The sequence below is a fragment of the Acerihabitans arboris genome (assembly GCF_010131535.1).
GTDB lineage: Bacteria > Pseudomonadota > Gammaproteobacteria > Enterobacterales > Enterobacteriaceae > Acerihabitans > Acerihabitans arboris.
This window is the reverse complement of sequence record NZ_WUBS01000003.1, coordinates 254,362-275,250: the sequence shown is the minus strand read 5'-3', so window position 1 is coordinate 275,250 and position 20,889 is coordinate 254,362. Positions and strand designations below refer to the sequence as shown.

The 20,889-nt window shown below is 62.6% G+C and carries 17 protein-coding genes and 1 pseudogene; 6 read left to right on the top strand and 12 right to left on the bottom strand.

Translation table 11 applies throughout. The features are described 5' to 3' along the window. Positions 1 to 14: 14 nt before the first annotated feature. From GRH90_RS05590 to GRH90_RS05570, 5 genes and pseudogenes are all read right to left on the bottom strand, one after another. The gene (locus tag GRH90_RS05590) at positions 15 to 683 is read right to left on the bottom strand and encodes a haloacid dehalogenase type II (RefSeq protein WP_162364939.1); all 669 of its coding nucleotides are present in this window, start codon (positions 681 to 683) and stop codon (positions 15 to 17) included. A 49-nt stretch (positions 684 to 732) separates the two neighbouring features. Beyond that, positions 733 to 2,205: an aldehyde dehydrogenase family protein gene (locus GRH90_RS05585; RefSeq protein ID WP_162364938.1), complete on the bottom strand. Its 1,473-nt coding sequence runs from the start codon at positions 2,203 to 2,205 to the stop codon at positions 733 to 735. A 372-nt stretch (positions 2,206 to 2,577) separates the two neighbouring features. Beyond that, positions 2,578 to 4,035 carry an NAD-dependent succinate-semialdehyde dehydrogenase gene (locus GRH90_RS05580; protein ID WP_162364937.1) on the bottom strand — a complete coding sequence of 486 codons (1,458 nt, stop codon included), beginning with the start codon at positions 4,033 to 4,035 and terminating at the stop codon, positions 2,578 to 2,580. Between the two features lie 136 nt (positions 4,036 to 4,171). Further along, a pseudogene (gene proR, locus GRH90_RS05575) lies at positions 4,172 to 4,318 on the bottom strand (transcriptional regulator ProR); the annotation flags it as partial. Between the two features lie 133 nt (positions 4,319 to 4,451). Further along, positions 4,452 to 5,660 carry an aminotransferase class I/II-fold pyridoxal phosphate-dependent enzyme gene (locus GRH90_RS05570; protein ID WP_162364936.1) on the bottom strand — a complete coding sequence of 403 codons (1,209 nt, stop codon included), beginning with the start codon at positions 5,658 to 5,660 and terminating at the stop codon, positions 4,452 to 4,454. Positions 5,661 to 5,864: 204 nt separating this feature from the next. On the opposite strand from GRH90_RS05570, the gene GRH90_RS26180 reads away from it, so the two are divergent. After that, positions 5,865 to 7,211 (top strand): glutamine amidotransferase-related protein, encoded by a 1,347-nt coding sequence (locus GRH90_RS26180; RefSeq protein WP_246235888.1) that lies wholly within the window; start codon positions 5,865 to 5,867, stop codon positions 7,209 to 7,211. Here GRH90_RS26180 and GRH90_RS05560 read toward each other — a convergent pair whose 3' ends face one another. The 7 genes from GRH90_RS05560 to GRH90_RS05530 form a co-directional block, all read right to left on the bottom strand. After that, entirely contained in the window at positions 7,212 to 8,132 is a 921-nt protein-coding gene (locus GRH90_RS05560) for a dihydrodipicolinate synthase family protein (protein ID WP_162364934.1), read from the bottom strand. Between the two features lie 166 nt (positions 8,133 to 8,298). Next, the gene (locus tag GRH90_RS05555; RefSeq protein ID WP_162364932.1) at positions 8,299 to 9,513 is read right to left on the bottom strand and encodes a M24 family metallopeptidase; all 1,215 of its coding nucleotides are present in this window, start codon (positions 9,511 to 9,513) and stop codon (positions 8,299 to 8,301) included. Further along, positions 9,510 to 10,754, bottom strand: a complete 1,245-nt coding sequence (locus tag GRH90_RS05550) for a mandelate racemase/muconate lactonizing enzyme family protein (RefSeq protein WP_312857171.1) — start codon at positions 10,752 to 10,754, stop codon at positions 9,510 to 9,512. Before GRH90_RS05550 ends, GRH90_RS05555 begins: the two co-directional genes overlap by 4 nt. A gap of 10 nt (positions 10,755 to 10,764) precedes the next feature. Beyond that, positions 10,765 to 11,928 carry a M20 family metallopeptidase gene (locus tag GRH90_RS05545; RefSeq protein WP_162364931.1) on the bottom strand — a complete coding sequence of 388 codons (1,164 nt, stop codon included), beginning with the start codon at positions 11,926 to 11,928 and terminating at the stop codon, positions 10,765 to 10,767. Positions 11,929 to 11,980: 52 nt separating this feature from the next. After that, positions 11,981 to 12,724 (bottom strand): amino acid ABC transporter ATP-binding protein, encoded by a 744-nt coding sequence (locus GRH90_RS05540; protein ID WP_162364929.1) that lies wholly within the window; start codon positions 12,722 to 12,724, stop codon positions 11,981 to 11,983. 10 nt (positions 12,725 to 12,734) lie between these two features. Next, positions 12,735 to 13,454, bottom strand: a complete 720-nt coding sequence (locus tag GRH90_RS05535; protein ID WP_162364928.1) for an amino acid ABC transporter permease — start codon at positions 13,452 to 13,454, stop codon at positions 12,735 to 12,737. A gap of 44 nt (positions 13,455 to 13,498) precedes the next feature. Then, positions 13,499 to 14,317, bottom strand: coding sequence for an ABC transporter substrate-binding protein (locus tag GRH90_RS05530; protein ID WP_162364926.1), 819 nt, complete (start codon positions 14,315 to 14,317; stop codon positions 13,499 to 13,501). A 193-nt stretch (positions 14,318 to 14,510) separates the two neighbouring features. Here GRH90_RS05530 and GRH90_RS05525 point away from each other — a divergent pair, with 193 nt between their 5' ends. The 5 genes from GRH90_RS05525 to GRH90_RS05505 all read left to right on the top strand — a co-directional run bounded on the left by GRH90_RS05525 (position 14,511) and on the right by GRH90_RS05505 (position 20,700). Beyond that, positions 14,511 to 15,419, top strand: a complete 909-nt coding sequence (locus GRH90_RS05525) for a GntR family transcriptional regulator (RefSeq protein ID WP_162364924.1) — start codon at positions 14,511 to 14,513, stop codon at positions 15,417 to 15,419. A 61-nt stretch (positions 15,420 to 15,480) separates the two neighbouring features. Beyond that, a complete protein-coding gene (locus GRH90_RS05520) occupies positions 15,481 to 16,266 on the top strand; it encodes an SDR family oxidoreductase (protein ID WP_162364923.1) in 786 nt (261 codons plus the stop codon). Positions 16,267 to 16,681: 415 nt separating this feature from the next. After that, the gene (locus GRH90_RS05515) at positions 16,682 to 17,767 is read left to right on the top strand and encodes an ABC transporter substrate-binding protein (RefSeq protein WP_162364921.1); all 1,086 of its coding nucleotides are present in this window, start codon (positions 16,682 to 16,684) and stop codon (positions 17,765 to 17,767) included. Between the two features lie 94 nt (positions 17,768 to 17,861). Beyond that, positions 17,862 to 19,631 (top strand): ABC transporter permease, encoded by a 1,770-nt coding sequence (locus GRH90_RS05510; RefSeq protein ID WP_162364919.1) that lies wholly within the window; start codon positions 17,862 to 17,864, stop codon positions 19,629 to 19,631. Next, entirely contained in the window at positions 19,624 to 20,700 is a 1,077-nt protein-coding gene (locus GRH90_RS05505) for an ABC transporter ATP-binding protein (protein WP_162364918.1), read from the top strand. The genes GRH90_RS05510 and GRH90_RS05505 overlap by 8 nt, the downstream gene beginning before the upstream one ends. Positions 20,701 to 20,889: the final 189 nt, after the last annotated feature.

The window sequence follows — 20,889 nt, the reverse complement described above, 5'->3', positions numbered from 1 at the left end:
TCCCCGTCTGTCCGTTATAGTCCGACGACCGCCGCCAGGCCGCCGATATCGTTGATTTCGGTATAGCCGTAGTAAGGGGTGGACGGCTCATGGCCGCGCGCCACGAACACCTTATGTTTGATGCCCATGTCGTGCGCGGTCATCAGGTCGTAGCGCAGGCTTGACGAGACGTGCAGGATATCGCCGGGGCCACAGTCAAGCTGGCCGAGCATATAGTCGAAGGCTTTCATCTGCGGCTTGTAGGCGCCGGCCTGTTCGGAGGTGAACACCTTATGGATTGGCGCGCCGAGGCGCGGCACGTGATATTTGATCAGCGCGTTCATCGAGTTGGTCAGCAGCACCAGTGGAAATTCCCCGGCGACCTTTGCCAGCCCGGCGGGCACGTCCGGGTGCGGGCCCCAGGTGGTGATGGCGGTATTGATGGCGTCGCAATCCGCCTGGCCGCACTCCACCCGCCATTTATCGCAGGCGCGGCGGATGGCGTTGCCGACCACCCGATCGTAGGGTTTCCAGGCGCCCAGCACTTCATCGAGGCGAAAGGCGGCAAAATCCTTGAGAAAAAAAGGCATGGCGTCTCGATCGACGCGTTCGGCGAACACAGCCCGGGCGGCCTCGGCCATCTCGAACTTGATCAGGGTGCCGTAGCAGTCGAATGTAATGTATTTCGGTTTAAACACAGCCATTGCATAACCTCCAACGAAAGAATGCGGATGATGGGATGGTGCCGCCAAATCAGTAGTCGATCAGCACGCTTTTGTAGCGGCGGCAGCTTTCAAACGCCTGCCGTCCCAGGTCTTTGCCAATACCTGACCCCTGGAAACCGCCGGTGGGAATAATAAAATCGCCGGAGCGGCCGTAGCGGTTGATCCATACCGTCCCCGCCGCCACGGCGCGCATGGCCCGCAGCGCGCGGTCGATATTTTTGGTATGCACGCCCGCGCACAGGCCGTAGGTGGGATGGGCCGCCAGCGCCAGTCCTTGGTCCTCATCGTCAAACAGCTGCACGGTCAGCACCGGGCCGAAAATCTCCTCCAGCACCGCCGGGCTGTCGGGTCCGACGTTGGCAAGCAGCGTCGGCCGCCAGAAATAACCCTGGCCGGTGGCGTCGAACAGACTGCCGCCGGTCAGGATCTCGCCTGATCTCTGGGTAGCCGCCGCCACTACCTGCGCCACCCTGGCGGCCTGGCGGGCGTCAATCAACGGGGAATAGCGGCTGTTTTCGTCCCAGGTTACGCCGGGGCGAAAGCCCTGGCAGAGCAGCACCAGCTTGTCAATCAAGGCGGCGGCGATGCCGCGCTGGACAATAAGACGCGTGCCGGCAACGCAGGCCTGGCCGCCGTTGGCGGTAAAACCGCGCAGTATGCGTCCCGCCACCTCGTCAATATCGCCGGCGTCATCGAATACCAGTTGCGGACTTTTGCCGCCCAGCTCAAGCGTCACCGGCTTCATGCCGTTAAACGCCGCGTTGCTCATGATATGGGCGCCGGTGCGCGTTGAACCGGTAAAGGAAACCTTGCGCACCAGCGGATGGGCCACCAGGGCCGCGCCGGTGACCGCGCCGCCGCCCTGTACGATATTCAGCACGCCGGGCGGCAGGCCGGCCTCCAGCGCCAGCTCCGCCAGGCGCACGGTGGAATAGGGGGTCAGTTCGGAGGGCTTCAGCACCACCGCGTTGCCCGCCGCCAGCGCCGGCCCGCATTTCCATGACGCCATCGACAGCGGGAAATTCCACGGGGTAATGGCGCCTATCACGCCGTACGGCTCCGGCAGCAGCATGCCGAGGCTGCCGTCGCGGGTCGGCAGCACGTCGCCGCTGTATTTATCGGCGCACTCGGCGTAAAAACGAATGGCCTCGGCGGTAAAGGGGATCTCGTGCTGGACCACGTCGTGGATGGGGCGGGTGGAGCCCAGCGCCTCCAGACGGCCCAGGTTGACCCTGTCGGCCAGGATAAGATCCGCCCAGCGCCGCATGACCTCGCCGCGCTGGCGGGGTGGGCACGCGGCCCAGCCGCTTTGTTTTACCGCGCGGTCGGCCAGCGTCACCGCCTCGTCCACCAGCGCGTTATCCGCCTCGAACAGCTGGCCCGCGGCCTTGCCGTCGGAGGGGCGATTGACCTGAAAACCCTGGCCCGCGCCGGCGCGGTGTTTGCCGTTAATATAATGACCCGGCGGCAAGATTATTTGGTCAGGATCGAAACTTAACATGGCGTGGACCCTATTTATTCTGCATCGTTAAATAATTATCACGGCAACAACGTTGCCGGCGGATAAAATTAAATTGCGCATTGTCTGAAAAATATAATGCAGGAACTATGCCAGTAGGCTAAAAAATATAAATGCGTAAAGCGGTCGCAAAAAAAATTTTCTGCCGTTGTGAATGGCAAAACTTCCCCGATAAGCCGGGAGATAAAATATGTATATTCATAAGGTTATGTGTGCACCAATTAAGGGCTAACCGCGATGGCGCTGCACCAAACAGGAGAATGGACAGGCAAAGGGGGAAATGTCAGGTGGGCTGGATAAATAAAAACGCCCGCATCAATTTAGCCAATGCAGGCGTGATTTAATTAATGATAACTATAAACTGCCGATATGAAATGTCTTGGTTTCCAGATATTCTTCAATTCCATAGCGCGATCCTTCGCGGCCGATACCGGATAATTTAATTCCGCCGAAAGGCGCCGTTTCCAATGAAATCGACCCGGTGTTAAATCCCACCATGCCGAATTCCAACCGCTCGCAGACGCGCCAGGCGCGCCGGTAGTCCTCGGTAAAAAAATAGGCGCCCAGGCCATAGGGCGTGTCGTTGGCCATATCGACCGCCTGCTGCTCATCTTCAAAGATAAACAGCGGCGCCACCGGGCCGAAGGTCTCCTCATGCGCGATGCGCATGGCGGTGGTGACCCCCGACAAAATGGTCGGCCGCACATAGGTGCCGTTACCGTGGCTGATGCCCCCGGCCAGCAGCTGCGCGCCGTGGTCCAGGGCGTCGTCGATGTGGGCATTAACCTTATCCACCGCCGCCTGGTTAATCAACGGCCCGATGGTGGTGCCGGCGGCAAAACCGTCGCCGACCTGAAGTTTGGCCACCTCTTCCCGCAGGCGGGCAACGAATGCCGGATAAATGCCGCGCTGCACCAGGATACGGTTGGCGCAGACGCAGGTTTGCCCGGCGTTGCGGAATTTGCTCATCATCACGCCGTCCACCGCGATATCCAGGCTGGCGTCGTCAAACACGATCAGCGGCGCGTTGCCGCCCAGCTCAAGGCTCAGGCGTTTGATGCCGTCGGCGCTTTGTCGCATCAGCAACTGGCCCACGCGGGTCGAGCCGGTAAAGGAGATCTTGCGCACCGCGCGGCTGGCGGTAAGCGTGGCGCCGATGGCCTCGGGCAGGCCGGTGAGCACCTGCATCACGCCGACGGGCATGCCGGCGCGCTCCGCCAGCACCATTAGCGCCAGGGCGCACAGCGGCGTCAGCTCCGAGGGCTTGATAATCACCGGGCAGCCCGCCGCCAACGCGGGCGCGACCTTGCGGGTGATCATCGCCACGGGGAAATTCCAGGGTGTAATGGCGGCGGCCACGCCGACCGGCTGTTTCAGCACCAGGATACGGCGATCGGCGCCGGGGGCCGGGATGGTGTCGCCGTAAATCCGCCTGGCCTCTTCGGCAAACCACTTCACAAAACCGGCGCCGTACAGGACTTCGCCTTTGGCCTCGGCCAGCGGCTTGCCCTGTTCGGCGGTCATGATGATCGCCAGGTCGTCGGCGTTGTCCAGGATCAGCTGGTGCCAGGCTTCCAGCAGGCAAGCGCGCCGCGCGTTGGGCATGCGCGCAAAGTCGTGCCGCACCGAGTCGGCCATGTCGATGGCCGCGCGCGTTTCCGCCTCGCCCAGCGCCGGAACGGTGGCGATGGTCTCGCGGGTGGCGGGATTGATCACCGCCAGGGTGTCGCCCTTTGCGGCGGATTGCCATAAACCGCCAAAGCAGGCCTGCTGGCGCAGCAGGTCCGGGTCGTGCAAACGTTGTTCGAGCATGGTGTCCCCTTATTTCCCAATAGGTTCACTCTACCCAAACCGGACAATCGATATTGCCCGAACAGGCGGCCGTAATCGGCAAAAAAGACGGATTTAGGCGGGCAAACACAATTTTATGCCGCGCTGGGGAGGGGCAGACGGCAAAGCCGTAATGCGTGCCGTCGGGAAGCTCGATATCGAGGCGCAATTTGCCGCCGGTGGCTTCTATATAGCGTTTCAGGGAGGACAGTTTGAGGTGATGCCCCTGTTTTTCCATGCCGGCGACCCTAGGTTGCTTTACGCCAATGGCCAGGGTGATTTCGGTAATCTGGAATGCCAGCCGCATGGCGGGACCGGATCCCGCCCTCTACGGGCAGGATGACGGGATAAGGCTCGCCCCGTTATCCGGGGCGTCGGGCGGGGGATGCGCAGGGTGGTTAGCGTAATGCCCGGCAGGCGCGGGTGATGCGTTGGCAGGCTTCATCCAGGCGCCGGTCGTCGATGGCGTAGGCGATGCGCAGGTAGGGCGACGCGCCAAAGGCCGAGCCCTGCAGGGTGGCGACGTGGGCGGCGTCCAGCAGATAAGCGGCAAAATCGCTGTCGCTGGCGATAGTGGCGCCAGCCGGCGTGGTTTTGCCGATCATGCCGGCGCAGTTGGCAAACACATAAAACGCGCCCGGCGGCTCAGCCGCGTCCAGGCCGTCGATGGCGTCGACGCAGGCCATGATTTTGGCGCGGCGCCCGGCCAGGATGGCCATCCACTCGTCCATGAACTCCAGGCCCTGCTCCAGCGCGGCCACGGTTGCCGCCTGGGATATGGAACTGGGGTTGGACGTGCTTTGCGATTGCAATATCTGCATGGCCGCAATCAGCCAGGCCGGGCCGCCGGCGTAGCCCAGCCGCCAGCCGGTCATGGAATAGCCTTTCGACACGCCGTTCACCGTCAGCACACGATCCTTCAGGCGCGGTTCAACCTGCGCAAGCGTGGCGAACTCGCCCGCCGCATGGCAGATATGCTCATAGATATCATCGGCCATGATCAGCACGTGCGGATGATCGAGCAGCACCCCGGCCAGCGCCTTCAGCTCGGCGCGCGAATAAACCGCGCCGGTGGGGTTGTTAGGGGAGTTGAGTATTAGCCAGCGGGTTTGGGGGGTAATGGCGGCGGCCAGGCCGGCCGGCCGCAGTTTCCAGCCGTGGCTTTCGGCGCAGGGCACGATGCGGGCTTCGCCTTCGGCCAGCGCCACCATATCCGGATAGGATACCCAGTAAGGGGCGGGAATGATCACCTGATCGCCTTGGGATACCGTTGCCAGCAGGGCATTAAAAATAAGCTGCTTGGCGCCGCTGCCGGCAATGACTTCGCCGGGCGCGTAGCCGACGCCGTTTTCGCGGCTGAATTTAGCGATAATGGCCTTTTTTAGCGCCGCCGTGCCCGGCACGGCTGTGTATTTTGTATCACCTTGTACAATAGCGTCGATGCCCGCTTGTTTGATATGCGCCGGCGTATCGAAATCGAGTTCGCCTTCGCCAAGATTGATAACATCCACGCCAGCGGCGGATAGCGCGCGAACCTGGTCGGAAATCGCCGCGGTCGGCGAAGGTCTCACCCGGCGTAAGCGAGGCGCAAGTTGTTCAACTGACATCATTTCCCCTATCTCTAAAATAATAAAATTGTATTATGTGATACAATAAAATCAATTTAAGCTATCACGTCCGCACCCGAATTGCCCACTGTTTTTACCGTCTTTATGTCATCCTTATAGCGATGACGACGGCACGGGCGGCGGCGCGGACAAAACCGGCTTCCAGCGAGGCCGGCCTGGTTAACTGTTACAGGACTTCCAGCCATGACATTGATTTTTGTTGCGCATGATACGCCGGAACCGGCGCTCTACGGGGCCATGGCCGCCATCCTGGCCGACCGGCTGCGCCTGCCGCTGGCCCACCTGGCGCAGGAGTGGGATCTGGCGGCGTATCCCGACGCCTGTCAGCACGCCCTTGCCGCCGGCCCGCTGGTCGTAAGCGGGCTGATCTGGCATGAACGCCTGGGCGGGCAAGGCGCCGGCGCGGCGAAACACTGGTCCGAACTGCCCGAATTACCGGCCGGGCAGGATTGGGTCATTCCGCTCGGCCCGGCGCAGTTGGCCGAATTGCCGGCACGGCTGCGGGCGTTAAGCGATCTTGCCGTGGACTATCAGCTGGTGCGGGTGGAAATATCACCCCGGGGCCTGGTCTTCAGCCGCGACGGCGCCACCCAAACCGCCTGGGGACAGTGGCAACGCGACGCCTTCGGCCGCTGGACCAGGCGGGACATTTCCCCCGGCGCCGATCCCGCGCCCGGCCTGGCATCCGCCCAGTCACCCGGCATGGCACCCGGGGATGATTTCCCCGCCATCGATCCGGCGCTTAATTCCTCGCCTCGCGCGGCGCCTGGCGCCGGGCCGGCCATGGCGCCGGCGGCGGCTTGCCCCATCGGCGCCGCGCCGCTTTGCATCGCGCTGCTCGGCTCACGGCGGGATCAGCTTGATGTCTATCCCGCGATCGCGGCCGCGCTCGGCGACGCCGCCGACGCCTTGTCGTTGAGGCTTGATATTCTCTTTGCCTCGCCACGGCAACCCTTGGGGGACACTCTTGACCGGGCGGACGGCGTGCTGTTGCCCGGCGGCGCCTCGATGGCCAACGTGGCGGGGCAGATTGCCGCGGCGCGTTATACCCTCGATAACGCTATTCCCACCCTGGGGTTATGCCTGGGCATGCAAACCATGGCCACGGCGGTGGCCCAACGCATGCTGGGATCGGCCGAGGTCAACCTGGCCGAGGCCGAACCCCTGGCGCCGATCAAATCCTTTGTTCCGCTGGCGGAAACAGCCGGGCGCCCCCATCACCGCCTGGGCGACCAGACCATGCTGAGCGTGCCCGGCAGTCGCATGCATGCGCTGCTCGGCGACCGCTCGGGCATGCGCTATAACCACCGCTTCCAGCTCAATCCGGCGTTAAAACAGAGCCTGGAGAATTATGGCCTGCGCATCAGCGCCACCGATGACAGCGGCGCCATCGCCGACGGCATTGAATTTACCGGCCATGATTTTTATCTCGGTGTACAGGGCCATCCCGAACTATCGTCTGCCCGCGGCCGGCCGCATCCGCTGCTGATGGCGTTTTTAACGGCGGCGGCGCGGCGGCGGAAGGGGTAGCTACTTCAGGGACACGCCGGCGCGCGGGTCGGCGGCCAGACGCGAAAGCTCGGCCGCCACCCGGGCGATGACGTCCGCCTCAAGGTCGATAAGCGGCGCGCGCACGTGGCGGCCGTCGAAACCGCGCAGGTTCATGGCGGCCTTGACCAGCTGCGGCTGGCCGTGGCGGCGGGCCAGGGCGCGGTAGGGATACCACAGCTGGTGTAGCTCGCGGGCGGTGGCGGCGTCGCCGCGCTCAAGCGCCCGATAGGCGCCCAGGATGATCTCCGGCAGCGCGCAGCTGTTGGTGCTGCTGATGCCGTCGAAGCCGCACATCATCGGTCCGAGGAACGCCAGGTCGGAGGCGCAGAACAGCCGCAGGCGACCGGCCAGGCGGTTGGCGATCTGGTCGATGGCGGTCGGGTTAAGATCGCCTTGCTTGATGCCCACCACGCCCTCGATATCGGCCAACTGCTCCAGTACCGCCGGCGGTACGGTGATGCCGATGCCCGGCGCGTTATAGACCAGGATGCCGGTGCGCGACAGCGGCGCCATCTGCTTAAAGAAGCTGACGATCTGCGCGTCGGTGACTTCGGAGACAAACGGCGGCGTGACCATCGGCAGGCCGCCCAGGTCGCCGGCAAGCGTCGTCAGGTCGCGCACCGTGCGCGCGTCGGAACCGGCGCTGCACAGCATCACCGGCACCCGATCGCCGACCACGTCCATCACCCGGCGAAACAACAGGGCGCGTTCATCGGCGCTCATCGCCGGGAACTCGCCGTAGGTGCCGCCAATCAGCACGCCGTCATAACCCAGCCCGATAACCCGCTCGATATTGCGGGCCAGCCCCGCGAAATCAAACTCGCCGCCGGCGGTAAAAGGGGTGACGGTGATATTGAAAATACCGCGCAGGCGTGCCTGGCTTTCACTGATGTCTTTCATAAATACGCTTTCCTGTCTTACCTGATAATTAACAGACGATACCGTTGCCCGGCCATACGGCCGGGCGCGTGGACTATTTTGCGCGGCCGAAGCGGACTATTGCCGCCGCGCCGCGGCCAGGCCGCCCTGGCGAACGCTCATCGCTCCGGGCCGGCGCGCCGTCGGCCTAGCCCTTCGCTTCAAGCCGGTATAACGGCCGGTCAACCGAACCGAGGGCCCGATAGCCGGTTTCAGTGACCACGATGGTTTCGCTGACGCCGACGGTAAACTCGCCATAGATCCTGAGCGCCGGCGGAATATGGAAGGTCATGCCCGGCCGCAGCTCGGTGGTGATGCCGCTGTAAAGGCTGAGGATCGCCCCTTCGCCCCAGTCCGGCGCGAACGACACGCCGATGGAGTAACCGGTGCGTTTTTTAAAGTTATCGGTATACCCGGCGCGGTCGATCACCCTCTGGCAGGCGAGATGCGGGGCTTCGCAGGTGGCGCCGGGACGGATGGCGTCAAGGGCGGCCTGCAGGGCTTCCTGGCAGGTTTTTTCCATTTCCAGCGCCACGGCGGGCGGTTTGCCCAGCCAGGCCGAGCGCATCAAGGCCGCGTGATAACGGTCATGGGTGGCGGCCATTTCCAGGAAGATCGGATCGCCGTCGACGATTTTGCGCCGGCGCCAGGTGCCATGCGGCACGCCGGTGCGCGGGCCGGAGGAGACCAGCGGCTCCATGCCCATATATTCGGAACCGGCGGCAATGGCCGCGCCCATCATGGCGGCAACCAGATCGTTCTCGGTGGCGCCGGCCCGGATGGCGGCGCGCCCGGCCAGCATGCCGGCGTCCACGTAGCGGGCGGCATGAGCCATTTTTTCCAGCTCGGCGGCGGATTTCACCGCGCGCAGCTGCTCAATGACGCCCGCCGCGTCGTGGATGGCGCCCAGTTCGGCCTGCAGCGCCTCGTAGACCGCAATCGGCAGGAACCAGCCGCGTTTATCGATGCCGATGCGGCGGCGGGTCCAGCCGCGCTCCTTCAGCACGCCGAGCAGGAAATTCACCGGATTGTCGCCGTCGGTATAGATGGCGGCGTCGCGGATAAAGGTATTGGAAATAAAGTTAAAATATTCCAGTTGGCGGATAACGAACACCGGATCGCCTTCCACCGGCAGCACCAGGGTCTGGAAGGTGTAGTAACCCGGCGTCTGCTGCCCGGTCAGGTAAAAAATGTTCTCCGGGCCGGTTATCACCATGACGTCCAGTCCGGCCCGCGTCAGGAGCGCGCGCGCGCGCTCGATGCGCCCAAGGTACTCCTCTTCGCGAAAGGCGGATTCGCCGCCCGGCACCACGCGGCCCAGATCGGGCAACGGGGTTTTAATCACTGCTGTTGGGTTTGTCATTTACAGAACTCCTGGATGAATTCCGCCCGGGCGGGGTCAAAACTGACGCCCAGCCCGCACGCGCTTGGGCTGCTGACCAGCCCCCGATGATAGATAAGGCCGGCGACCGGATCGTTGCCCAGTCCGTCGGCGCCGTACAATTCGGCATGCGCCGGCCGGGTGGCGCCGGCGACATGCAGGGCGGCGGCGGTAGCGGCCGCGCCCTCGTTCATCTGGCCGATCATAAAGGGCACGCCCGCGGCGTTAAGCTGCCGTGCGGCGCGCAGGGCGGGGCCGATGCCGCCCATCTTCACCAGCTTCAGGTGCGCCCATACCTTGCCGCCCAGGCCGATCACGCGGGCCAGATCCGCCTCGCTGCTCATGCTCTCGTCCAGCATCAGCGGGATCGGGCTGGCGTCGGCCAGCGCCGCGTAGCCATGGTCCGGGTGGTCGGCATGGCCGTCGGCAATCGGTTGTTCCAGATAACTCAGATCAAAAGGCGCCAATGCGCGCAGGCGCGCCAGGGCCTCGCGCGCCGGCCACTGGCCGTTGGCGTCCGCCGCCAGGCTGATAGCGCCGCCGAAACGGCGGCGCAGGGCGCCGACGCGGTCCAGATCCTGGTCAAATCCGGCCACGCCGACCCGCAGCTTCAGCTCGGTAAAACCCCGTGCCACATAGGCCTCGGCCTGTTGCAGCATCTGTTCGCGCGATGACCAGAACAGCGTCTGGTTGGTGTGATAGCTCACCGGCGGCAAAGGCGTGGCGGCGCCCACCGGCGAGATGCCCGGAACGCGTTGGCCCGCCGGCGCTCCGCCGTCCGCCGATGGCGCGATGTCCGGAACCTGTTGGCCCGTAGATGGCGCAATGCCCGGCGATTGTTGACCCGGCGTCGTTTCATCGGCCAGCCACCGGGCGACGCTCATGCCCGCTTGCCGGGCAAGCAAATCATGCAGCGCCACGTCCAGCAGCATGCGCGTCGGCGCAAGGCAACCGGCCGCCCAGGCGTTCAGTCCGGCCAGCAGTTGCCCGGCGTCCTGGCCAAGATCGAGCAGGCGCAGGTAGCCGAGCACATCGTCCAGGACCTGTTGCTGGCCGTAGCCGTTAAGGTAGGCGATATTTACCCGCACCTCGCCCAGGCCGTGGACGCCCTGGTCTTCCAGCAGCAGGTAAAGTTCGTCGAGCGCCGCCACGCTGCCCGAGGAGGCGGTATACAGCTGCAGATGCGGGTAGCGCAGCGCGGCGCGATACAATGTGGCTTTCACCCCGGGCTCCTTAGCGGCTCATCATCGCCAGCGCCACGTCGCGGTAAATTTCGCTGGCGGCAATAAATTCATCGATCGGCACGAACTCGTCAGGCTTATGCGCGTCGGCCAGCGATCCGGGGCCGATAACGATGCCCTTGGTGCCGAGGCTGCGAAAATGCACCAGATCGCACCCGCCCTGGAAGCCAAACGGCCCCGGTTCCTGATTGCCATGGGCGCGGCAGGCGTCAAGGCCCGCCAGCACGATGGGGTCGTCGGAACGGGTTTCCGTCGCGCCGCCGGTGGTCGGCTTAAAGGTGACGATTTCACTGCGCACGCCGAATTTCTCCCGCGCCAGCGCCAGCAGATCGCGTATTTCCTGCTTGACCTGTTCTTCGTCCTCTCCGGGCACCATGCGGCGGTCCAGCAGCAGTTCGCAGCTGTCGGGCAGCACGTTGTCGGCATGGCCGCCGCTGATGCGCGTCACCGTCAGGCTGGCGGACCCCACCAGCGGATGGCAGTGGCAGCGCACGCTGTGCTGGTGGGCGTGTTCCACCAGCCCCAGCAGCTGGGCGGCGCGGAAAATGGCGTTTTCACCCAGTTCCGGCGTGCCGGAGTGCGCGGTCACGCCTTGCACCCGCACCAGCGGACGCAGGCTGCCTTTATGGGCGGAGTAGGTGGTATTGGAGGTCGGTTCGCCAATTACCGCATAGTCGATTTTCGCCGGCGCCTCGCGCACATAAAATTTGGCGCCTTCGCTGGCAGCTTCCTCGTCGGCGACAAAAATACCCATCAGGGCGCCGCGCCAGCTTTGGCGATGCGCCGCCAGCATCCGCATCGCCTCGAGCATCGCCACCAGCGGCCCTTTGGCGTCGCAGGAACCGCGGCCGTATAATTTGCCGTCGCGCTCGGTGAGCGTAAACGGATCCTGGCTCCAGCCAACGCCCGCCGGCACCACGTCGATATGGGTATTAAAGGCAAAGCAGGGTCCCGCGCCGTTTTCCAGGCGCGCAATCACATTGGTCCGGCCCGGCAGGTATTCGCTGAGGGTCAGGTCAAAACCGGCGTCGGCCAGCAGCCGGCTGATATGCTCGGCCGCCTCGCGCTCGCGTCCCGGCGGGTTTTCGGTATTGATGGCAACCAGCGCGGCAAGATCGCGTTTCATCCTGCCGATATCGGGCGATGAAAGACTCATCGACATCTCCTGAGGTGAATAAATGCCCCTGACGAGGGCGTGGGGGTGAACATTAATGCAATATCTGGTCGAGGAAGCGCTGCGCGCGCTCGCTCACCTCGCCGCCGAAAAACTTGTCGCTCGGGGCGTTTTCAATGATTTCGCCGTTTTCCATAAACACGATATGGTTGGCGGCGCGCCGGGCAAAGCCCATCTCGTGGGTCACCACGATGCTGGTCATGCCCTCGGCGCTCAGGTCGGCCATCACGTCGAGCACCTCGCGGATCATTTCCGGATCCAGGGCGGAGGTCGGCTCGTCGAACAGCATCAGCTTGGGTTTCATCGCCAGGGCGCGGGCAATGGCCACCCGCTGCTGCTGGCCGCCGGACAGTTCGTCGGGAAAGGCGTCGGCCTTGTCCGGGATGCGCACCTTGCCCAGCAGCTCCAGCGCCTGTGCCTCGGCCTCGGCGCGGCTGACGCCGCGCACGGTCATCGGCGCCAGCATGATGTTTTCCGCGGCGGTCAGATGGGAAAACAGCTCGTAGTTTTGAAACACCATGCCGATGTCCTGGCGCAGCCGGTGCGGCTTGATATCGACGTGGGTGATATCCTGGTTGCGAAAAAAGATCGCGCCGCCCTCGATGGACTCAAGCAGGTTAACGCAGCGCAGCAGGGTGGATTTACCCGAGCCGGAGGGGCCTATCAGCACCACGGTGTCGCCCTCGGCCACGTTAAGCGAACAGTTTTTCAGCACATGCTGCGCGCCAAAATGTTTATCGACGCCGATGATCTCAAGTACCGGTTTTGTGCTTTTCATGGACTTTCCCTCAGTGTGTCGCGCTGGTGCTGCTGCGCAACAGGCGCTCGGTTAATGACAAGGCCGGTTTCCTGCGTTTTTTCGGGTCGAGGTAACGTTCCAGCCAGGCCTGGCCCACCATAAAGAGGGTGGTCAGCACCAGGTAATAGATACCGGCGGCGCACAGGGCCTCGAAATAGCGGAAGCTGGCGCTGGCGGTCTGGTTGGCGATAAGCAGCAGCTCCTGTACCGCAATCACCGACACCAGGGCGCTGGATTTCAGCATGCTGATCATCTGGTTGCCCATCGGCGGCAGCACAATCCTCGCCGCCTGCGGCAGCACGATCTTGCGCATGATCTGCCCGCCGGTCATGCCGAGCGCCATGCCCGCGGTGCGCTGTCCGCTGCGTACCGCCTGCAGGCCGGAACGCAGGATTTCAGCCATATAGGCGCCCTCGTTCAGCGACAGCGCCAGGATGGCGCAGGTAAACGCCGAAAACCGCACCCCGAAGCCGGGCAGGACGTTATAGACAAAGATGATCTGGAACAGCACCGGCGTCCCGCGAAACAGCCAGAGATAAAAGAAGGCCAGGCCCGTGCAGACACGAAGCCGGGACTCCTGCAACAGGGCCAGCACCAATCCCATGATGATGCCGAAAAACAATGAACACACCGTTAACATCAGGGTCATTAACGCGCCCTGGAAGAACGCCGGTGAGAACAGGTACTGCCAAACAAGATCAAGGGACATGGACTTTCCTTAACGCCGGGACCGGTCGGTAAACGATATCATGATCAAAAAATAGCCACCGACGCGGGGAACTGCCATTTGGCGATCAATTTCTGGTAGGTGCCGTCGGCAACAAGTTGTTTCAGGCCGGTTTCAAGCAGGGTTTTCATCGGCGCGTCGCCTTTGCGCACCGCAAAACCGATATGGGTATCGGCCTCGAACTCATCGCCCGCCGTTTCAAAGGTGTCGCCTTTTTCGTTCAGCAGCGCCACGGCGCCCGGGGTGGAAAGAAATTCAGCGTCGGCGCGTTTTTGCGCCACCGCCACCGCCGAATCGGTGGCCGCCGGGAAGGTCATCACGTTAATGGCCGCCTTGCCGGCGTCCTGGCACTGTTTGCTGGTCGCGCGCGCCTGGCTTTCCTCGATGCCGCCGAGGGTCACGGCGATGCTCTTGCCGCACAGCGACAGATCCCGGCCGGTGATCTTCTCCGGATTGCCCTTGGCGACCACCACCCGGCTGCCGATTTTCAGGTAAGGCACAAACTCCACCTGTTCCGAGCGGACCGGATTGATGTACATCGCCGAGTTGATGATATCCAGGCGTTTGCCCTGCAGCGCCGGGATCAGCCCCTTGAACTCCATCGACATCGGCTGCGGTTTCAGCGCCAGCTTGGCCGTCAGGGCGTGTATCAGGTCAATATCAAAGCCGGTCAGCTTGCCGTCCTTCATGTATTCAAACGGCATAAAGGTGGCGGCGGTGCCGTAGGTCAGTTCGCCCTTGCTGACCAGGGTTGGCGCTGCCGCCTGGCTCATCAGGGGCGCTCCCAGACATAATGCGGCCAGGGTGACGACGGCATAGCGACGCAAAAACAGGTTCTTAGACATGTCAGGCTCCGGGGGGTGTGATGAGCGTAATTGCTCTTTGTGTATCATTAAATACAATAAAAAGGGGTTGTCAAGGCTCTTTTTTGGTGCGTATCCTGCACTATTTAGGGGCTTTTGGGCGGTTCTTTGGTATTATTGTTTTGGGATGCATTGTATAATAATATACAACAAATACTTTTGGACGCGGCACCACATGACTCAAACGGCGACGGCCAGCGGACGGCGGCTGGCAAATCAAATCCTTGACCTGATCCGCGAGGCAAAATTCGAGCCGGGGCATCATCTGCGCGAGCAACAGCTGGCGGATATGGCGGGCGTTTCCCGCACGCCGGTGCGCGCGGCCATGAAACTGCTGTGCGAGCTGGGCATTATCGAAACGCGGCGCAACCAGGGGTTTTTCCTGGTGAAACCCTATGACGAAATCCAGCGTATCAGTATAGATGTGCCCGCCAGCAGCGATCAGGACCTCTATGAGCAGCTGGTCAGGGACCGGATTGCCGGCAAGCTGCCGGAATCGCTGACCCAAATCGAGATTTCCCAGCGCTACGACGTCGATCGCAACGTGCTGTCGCGCACGCTGCTGCGGCTGTCGGAGGACGGGCTGATAGCGCGCAACAAAGGCCACGGCTGGTCGTTCCTGCCGACGCTCAACACCGACGTGGCGCTCAGCAACGGCTACCGGTTCCGGCTGATGATCGAGCCGGGCGGGCTGCTGTCCGAAGGGTTCCAGGCCGATAAAAGCGCGCTCAGACGCCTACGGCAGCAGCATATGTTCCTGATTTCCCACCCGGATATCTTGGGCGTCGACGGGCGGCAGATTTTTGACACCGATGCCAGCTTCCACGAAACGCTGGCGGAATTCAGCGGCAATATTTTTGTCCTGCAATCCATCGTACAGCAGAACCGCCTGCGCCGTCTGCTGGAATTCGGCAGCTATACCAACAAGCAGCGCGTGCGCGAATGGTGCGGCGAGCATGTGGAGATTATCGACGCGGTGCTCGACGGCCGCATGGCCGAGGCCGCCGAAATGATGCGCCACCACCTGCAATCCGCTTATGAAAATGTGCTGAATAAAGTCAGCAAAATCAGCAAGGCGGGCTAATACCGCCAACCCGGGCGATCCGCTGTTTAATTTTTTTGTTCTATTCAATCAGGAGTCGGTAATGGATTTTGGCATACAGGGGCGCGTGGCGCTGGTCAGCGGCGCGGGCGGCGGGCTGGGACGCGCCATCGCGCTGGCGCTGGCGGCGGAAGGCGTCAAGGTGGCGGTCTGCGGACGCACGCAAGGCACGCTTGATGAAACCGTAGCGCTGATAAAAGAGCGGGGCGGCGGCGCCCGCGCCTGGGCACTGGACTTAACCCGCCAGGACACTTTTGACGCGGTACTGGCCGGCATCCGCGCCACCCTCGGGCCGGTGGGCATCCTGGTCAACAACTCCGGCGGTCCGCAGCCGGGCGGGGCGACCGGCGTAACGCCGGAACAGTGGAGCGCCCAGTTTTCCGCCATGGTCGGATCGCTTATCCTGCTGACCGACAAGGTCCTGCCGGATATGCGCGCCGCGGGCTGGGGCCGGATTATCACCAGCACCTCGTCGGGCATCGTGGCGCCCATCGCCAACCTGGGAATGTCCAACACCCTGCGCATCGCGCTGGCCGGCTGGTCGAAAACCCTTGCCACGGAAGTGGCCCGCGACGGCATCACGGTAAACGTCATGGTGCCGGGCCGCATCGCCACCCGCCGGGTAGGGCAGCTTGACGCCGCCCGCGCCGGCCGCGAAGGGGTCAGCGTAGAAGACGTGGCGGCCAAAAGCGCGGCGGCGATACCGGCCGGGCGTTACGGCAACCCGGACGAATACGGCGCGGTGGCGGCATTCCTTGCCAGCGTCCAGGCATCCTATATGACCGGCGGCGTGATCCGCGTCGACGGTGGCATGATCCCCTCGATTTAATCACCCCATTGCCGGCCGCAACCCGGCCGGCGCGCCGCTTTAGTTTACCGCCGCCGCCTTTTGCCCCGCGGCCAGCGCGCGGGCATCCCATTGCAACCACCGCGCCACGCTTGTTTGTCAAGACAATGCGCCATGATAGACCACGTCAGCCTGCGTTTCGCGTTGCCGGCGTGCCTTAAAATGGTGCAGGCATTCGCCGTCCGCAGGCAAATTTTTACTTTTCCCAGCCCATCCCCTCGTCCGGACCCGCGATCTTTTCATCCGAAGCGGGTAAATCTGTGAGATGAAAACTATTTCATACTGAATATTGCGTCTACTCACAAATTAAGAAGATAAAGAAATGGCGCTCTTGCGTCGGTGGATTCTTTAACTATATGTTAATTTTTCTTACAATAATTGTTGTGGAACAATACCCATGTCGACAAAATTCTCTGTTCCTATGGTGAGTATCGCTCTGTTACTGGGCGCCGCAGCCCCGGCGCTGCCTGCGGGCTACCCGGCCGGCTACCGGCAGGTGGTGGACGGGGCCAAAAAGGAAGGCAAGGTTATCATCTATTCAACCACCGACACCCAGGCCGCCGGCCCGCTGATCCAGGGGTTCGAGGCCGCCTATCCCGGGGTGAAGGTTGAATACAACGACATGAACAGCACCGAACTGTACAACCGTTATATCAGCGAGCAGGCGGCAGGCGGCAACAGCGGCGACGTGATCTGGAGCTCCTCCATGGATACCGCCCTCAGGCTTGCCGCCGACTACGCGCTGCAATACGCCTCGCCGGAGGCGAAAAACCTGCCCGCCTGGTCGGTATGGAAAGAAAAGGCCTACGGCACCACCTACGAGCCGCTGGTGTTTGTCTATAACAAACGGCTGATCGCGGCCAATGAAGTGCCCGACTCCCACGTGGCGCTGGCCAAGTTAATCCAAAGCCAGCCGGATCGGTTTAAAAACAAGGTCACTACCTACGATATCGAAAAATCCGCCCTTGGATTCATGCTGTCGGTACAGGATATGAAAGACGATCCCCGCTACTTTGACCATCTCGCCCAGATGGCGAAGGGCGGACTGTCGGTGCAGTCGTCCACCGGCACCATGATGGAGCGGGTTTCGTCCGGAGAAAACCTGATCGGGTACAACATTCTCGGATCCTATGCCGACGCCCGCGTCAAGACCGATCCATCCATGGGCATCTCTTATCCCAAAGACTATATCCTGGTGCTCTCCAGGGTGATGTTTATCAGCAGCGAGGCGCAGAATAAAAATGCCGCCAAGCTCTGGCTGGACTACGTATTGTCGCCCGAGGGGCAGGATGTGCTGGCCAATAAGGCCGATATCACCTCCATTCGCCATGATATCGCCGGGGATAACGATCTGGACGGCATGACCAAAAAACTGGGCGGCGCGCTCAGGCCGATCCCGGTGGACGAGACCCTGCTGGAATACCTGGAGCAAAACAAACGGCTGGAACACATCAAACAATTCCGCGCCGCCGTGAATAAATGACCGGCCGCATCCGGCGCGCGCGGCGCCATAGGGACAGCGCGCCCGCCCGCCGCCTTATCGGCAGCCGCAGTGCCGCTGATTAACAGGATACCTCATGCAGATATTGCGCAACACCTGGCGGCGTCTGCCGCGCGGCGTGGTCGTGGTGTTAACCGCGCTGGTTATCTATGTACCGCTGTCATTCATTATTATCCAAAGCTTCCTGTCCGCCCCGTTTTTTTCACCGTCAAAGGTGTTCAGCCTCGAGGCGTTCCGCTTTATCTTTACCGATCCGGACTTTTATAAGGCCCTGCGCAACGGCTTTATCCTGGCGTTTGGCCTGGTCGCCATCGCCATTCCGCTCGGCGGCATCCTGGCGTTCCTGATGGTCAGGACCGACTTGCCGGGCCGGCGCTTTATCGAACCGCTGATCCTGGTGCCGGTGTTTGTCTCGCCGATGGTGCTGGCGTTCGGGTATGTGGTGGCGGCGGGGCCGGTGGGCTTTTTCTCGCTGTGGTCGCAAAGCCTGGTGGGCTTTATTCCCTGGGATATCTACGCCATGAGCAGCATCGTGGTCATTGCCGGGCTCACCCACGTGCCGCACGCCTATCTGTATATTTCCTCGGCGCTCAGGAGCGTGGGATCGGACGTCGAGGAGGCCGCGCGCACGGTGGGCGCCACGCCGCTGCAGGTGATGCTGTCGGTCAGCCTGCCGATGGTGCGCCCGGCGATCCTCTACGCCTGCGTACTGTTGTTTTTCCTCGGGCTGGAAGTGTTCGGCCTGATGTTGGTGCTCGGCGATCCCGAAGGCAACCTGGTGCTGGCGACCTATTTGTTCCAGCTGACCAATAAGCTGGGCACTCCGTCATACCACCTGATGGCGGCGGTGGCGGTGGTATTGATTTGCCTTACCGTGCCGCTGGTGATGCTGCAGCGGCTGATGATGCGCACCGCCAACCGGTTTGTCACCCTCAAGGGCAAAGCCGCGCAGGCCAGGCTGCTGCCGCTGGGCAAATGGCGCTGGGTGGCGGGCGCGGTGGTGGTGATATGGCTTACGGTCACCATCGGCGTGCCGCTGGCGGGCGTAATGTTGCGCGCGTTTATCTCCAATTGGGGGGTGGGGGTGGATATTTGGGCCCAGTTGTCGCTCAAGACGTTCCGCGTCATCCTCGGGCAGCCCAATCTCATGCGCGCCATTGTCAACTCCATCAGCATCGGCGTGCTCGGCGGCGCGATAGCGGTAATGTGTTATCTGTTTATCGGCCTGGCGCTGCATCGCAAACCGGACGGCGTCACCCGTTTCCTCGACTACAGCGTGCTGGTGCCCAGGGCGGTGCCGGGCCTGCTGGCCGGGCTGGCGTTTTTATGGGTGTTCCTGTTTATTCCCATGTGGCTGGACCGCTCCCTGAAAGACGGATTATTGTCGGCGCTGCCGTTTGCCGATGGGCTGCGCGAGCACTTTATCGTCTGGCTGCGGTCGTTGCGCAATACCATTTTCAGCGTGTGGCTGGCCTATACGGTGGTATGGATGGCATACGGCCTGCGGCTGATTTCCTCGACGCTGCTGCAGGTCGGGCCGGAGCTGGAAGAGGCCGCGCGCACCAACGGCGCCCGGCAGGGCCAGGTTACCCGGCATGTCACCATACCCCTGTCGCGCTACGGCCTGATCGGGTCCTGGCTGCTGATGTTCCTGATCTTCGAGCGTGAATATTCCACCGGCGTGTACCTGCTGTCGCCCGGCACCGAGACCATCGGGTCGATGCTGGTGTCATTATGGGCCGCCGGGGCCATCGACATCGTGGCCGCGCTGTCGTTTATCAATATCGTGATCGTCGTGCTCGGCCTGGGCGTCGCCTTACGTTTTGGAGTGAAAATGAATGATTGAGCTGTCGGTTGAGAACCTGCACCTGAAATACGGCGATAATCCGGTATTGCGCGGCGTATCCATGCAACTGGGCCAGGGAGAGGTGGTGTCGCTGCTGGGGCCGTCGGGCAGCGGCAAGACCACGCTGCTCCGGGCGGTGGCCGGGCTGGAGAAACCTGCCGCAGGGCGCATCTCCATCGGCGAAACCCTGCTGTTCGACGGCGCGACGGGGTTCGAGATGCCGGCGGAGGAGCGCAACCTGGGGCTGGTATTCCAGTCCTACGCGCTGTGGCCGCACAAGACGGTTTTCGCCAACGTCGCGTATCCCCTGAAGCTGCGTAAAGTGCCCGCGGCGGATATCACCCGGCAGGTACAGGTGGTGCTGGATCAGTTGGGCCTGGGGCATCTGGGCAACCGCCATCCCCACCAGCTTTCGGGCGGACAGCAGCAGCGGGTGGCCATCGGTCGGGCGCTGGTGTACAACCCGCCCATTATCCTGCTGGATGAACCGCTTTCCAACCTGGACGCTAAACTGCGCGAGGAGGCGCGGGTATTCCTGCGCGAGCTGATTTTGCGGCTAGGCCTGTCGGCGCTGCTGGTTACCCACGATCAGCATGAGGCCATGGCGATCTCGGACCGGATTTTATTGCTGAATAACGGCAAAATAGAGCAGCAGGGCACGCCGCAGGAGATGTACGGCTCGCCGGCCACCTTGTTTACCGCCGAGTTCATGGGCAGCAACAACCGCCTTAACGGCCGCGTCATGGCGCTGCGCGACGGCCGGGCGCGCATCGAAGGCCGGGACTGGTCGCTGTGGGGGGCGGCCGGCGCCGGGCTGGCGGTAGGGCAAGAGGCGGCGGCGATTATCCGGGTGGAGCAGGTGCGCTTTGCCGACGAGGCCGCCGACGCCGACGGCAATACGCTGTCGCTGCCGATGCTGACCCGCATGTACCTGGGCAATCGTTGGGAATACCTGTTCCGCACCGCCGCCGAGGGCGTTCCGGTGCGCGCCTATGACGCCGTTGCGACGCGCGACGGACTGTGCCGGCTGTCGCTGCCGGCCGCGCATGTCTGGATCTTCCCCCTCTGAGCCTCCCTGTATGATGCCGTGAAGACAGCGTCGGCGCGCGCCGCGCGCCGCGCTATTCCCCCTAATTCCCCACTTGCGCCCGCGCCCGGCAACATGGCGGGTGTGATTATTTATGATTATATTAAATCATTATTGATTATATGTGAGCAAGATCAAGTTAATCAAGCCGCGGATATCCTATAAAAGAGC

Excerpts from the sequence above, each read along its gene's own strand:
- GRH90_RS05515 (WP_162364921.1), top strand. The coding sequence starts at position 16,682 with ATGTCGACAAAATTCTCTGTTCCTATGGTGAGTATCGCTCTGTTACTG.
- GRH90_RS05525 (WP_162364924.1), top strand. The coding sequence starts at position 14,511 with ATGACTCAAACGGCGACGGCCAGCGGACGGCGGCTGGCAAATCAAATC.
- GRH90_RS05530 (WP_162364926.1), bottom strand. The coding sequence starts at position 14,317 with ATGTCTAAGAACCTGTTTTTGCGTCGCTATGCCGTCGTCACCCTGGCC.
- GRH90_RS05555 (WP_162364932.1), bottom strand. The coding sequence starts at position 9,513 with ATGACAAACCCAACAGCAGTGATTAAAACCCCGTTGCCCGATCTGGGC.
- GRH90_RS05520 (WP_162364923.1), top strand. The coding sequence starts at position 15,481 with ATGGATTTTGGCATACAGGGGCGCGTGGCGCTGGTCAGCGGCGCGGGC.
- GRH90_RS05540 (WP_162364929.1), bottom strand. The coding sequence starts at position 12,724 with ATGAAAAGCACAAAACCGGTACTTGAGATCATCGGCGTCGATAAACAT.
- GRH90_RS05505 (WP_162364918.1), top strand. The coding sequence starts at position 19,624 with ATGATTGAGCTGTCGGTTGAGAACCTGCACCTGAAATACGGCGATAAT.
- GRH90_RS05570 (WP_162364936.1), bottom strand. The coding sequence starts at position 5,660 with ATGTCAGTTGAACAACTTGCGCCTCGCTTACGCCGGGTGAGACCTTCG.
- GRH90_RS05535 (WP_162364928.1), bottom strand. The coding sequence starts at position 13,454 with ATGTCCCTTGATCTTGTTTGGCAGTACCTGTTCTCACCGGCGTTCTTC.
- GRH90_RS05510 (WP_162364919.1), top strand. The coding sequence starts at position 17,862 with ATGCAGATATTGCGCAACACCTGGCGGCGTCTGCCGCGCGGCGTGGTC.
- GRH90_RS05580 (WP_162364937.1), bottom strand. The coding sequence starts at position 4,035 with ATGCTCGAACAACGTTTGCACGACCCGGACCTGCTGCGCCAGCAGGCC.
- GRH90_RS05545 (WP_162364931.1), bottom strand. The coding sequence starts at position 11,928 with ATGAGTCTTTCATCGCCCGATATCGGCAGGATGAAACGCGATCTTGCC.
- GRH90_RS26180 (WP_246235888.1), top strand. The coding sequence starts at position 5,865 with ATGACATTGATTTTTGTTGCGCATGATACGCCGGAACCGGCGCTCTAC.
- GRH90_RS05590 (WP_162364939.1), bottom strand. The coding sequence starts at position 683 with ATGGCTGTGTTTAAACCGAAATACATTACATTCGACTGCTACGGCACC.
- GRH90_RS05585 (WP_162364938.1), bottom strand. The coding sequence starts at position 2,205 with ATGTTAAGTTTCGATCCTGACCAAATAATCTTGCCGCCGGGTCATTAT.
- GRH90_RS05560 (WP_162364934.1), bottom strand. The coding sequence starts at position 8,132 with ATGAAAGACATCAGTGAAAGCCAGGCACGCCTGCGCGGTATTTTCAAT.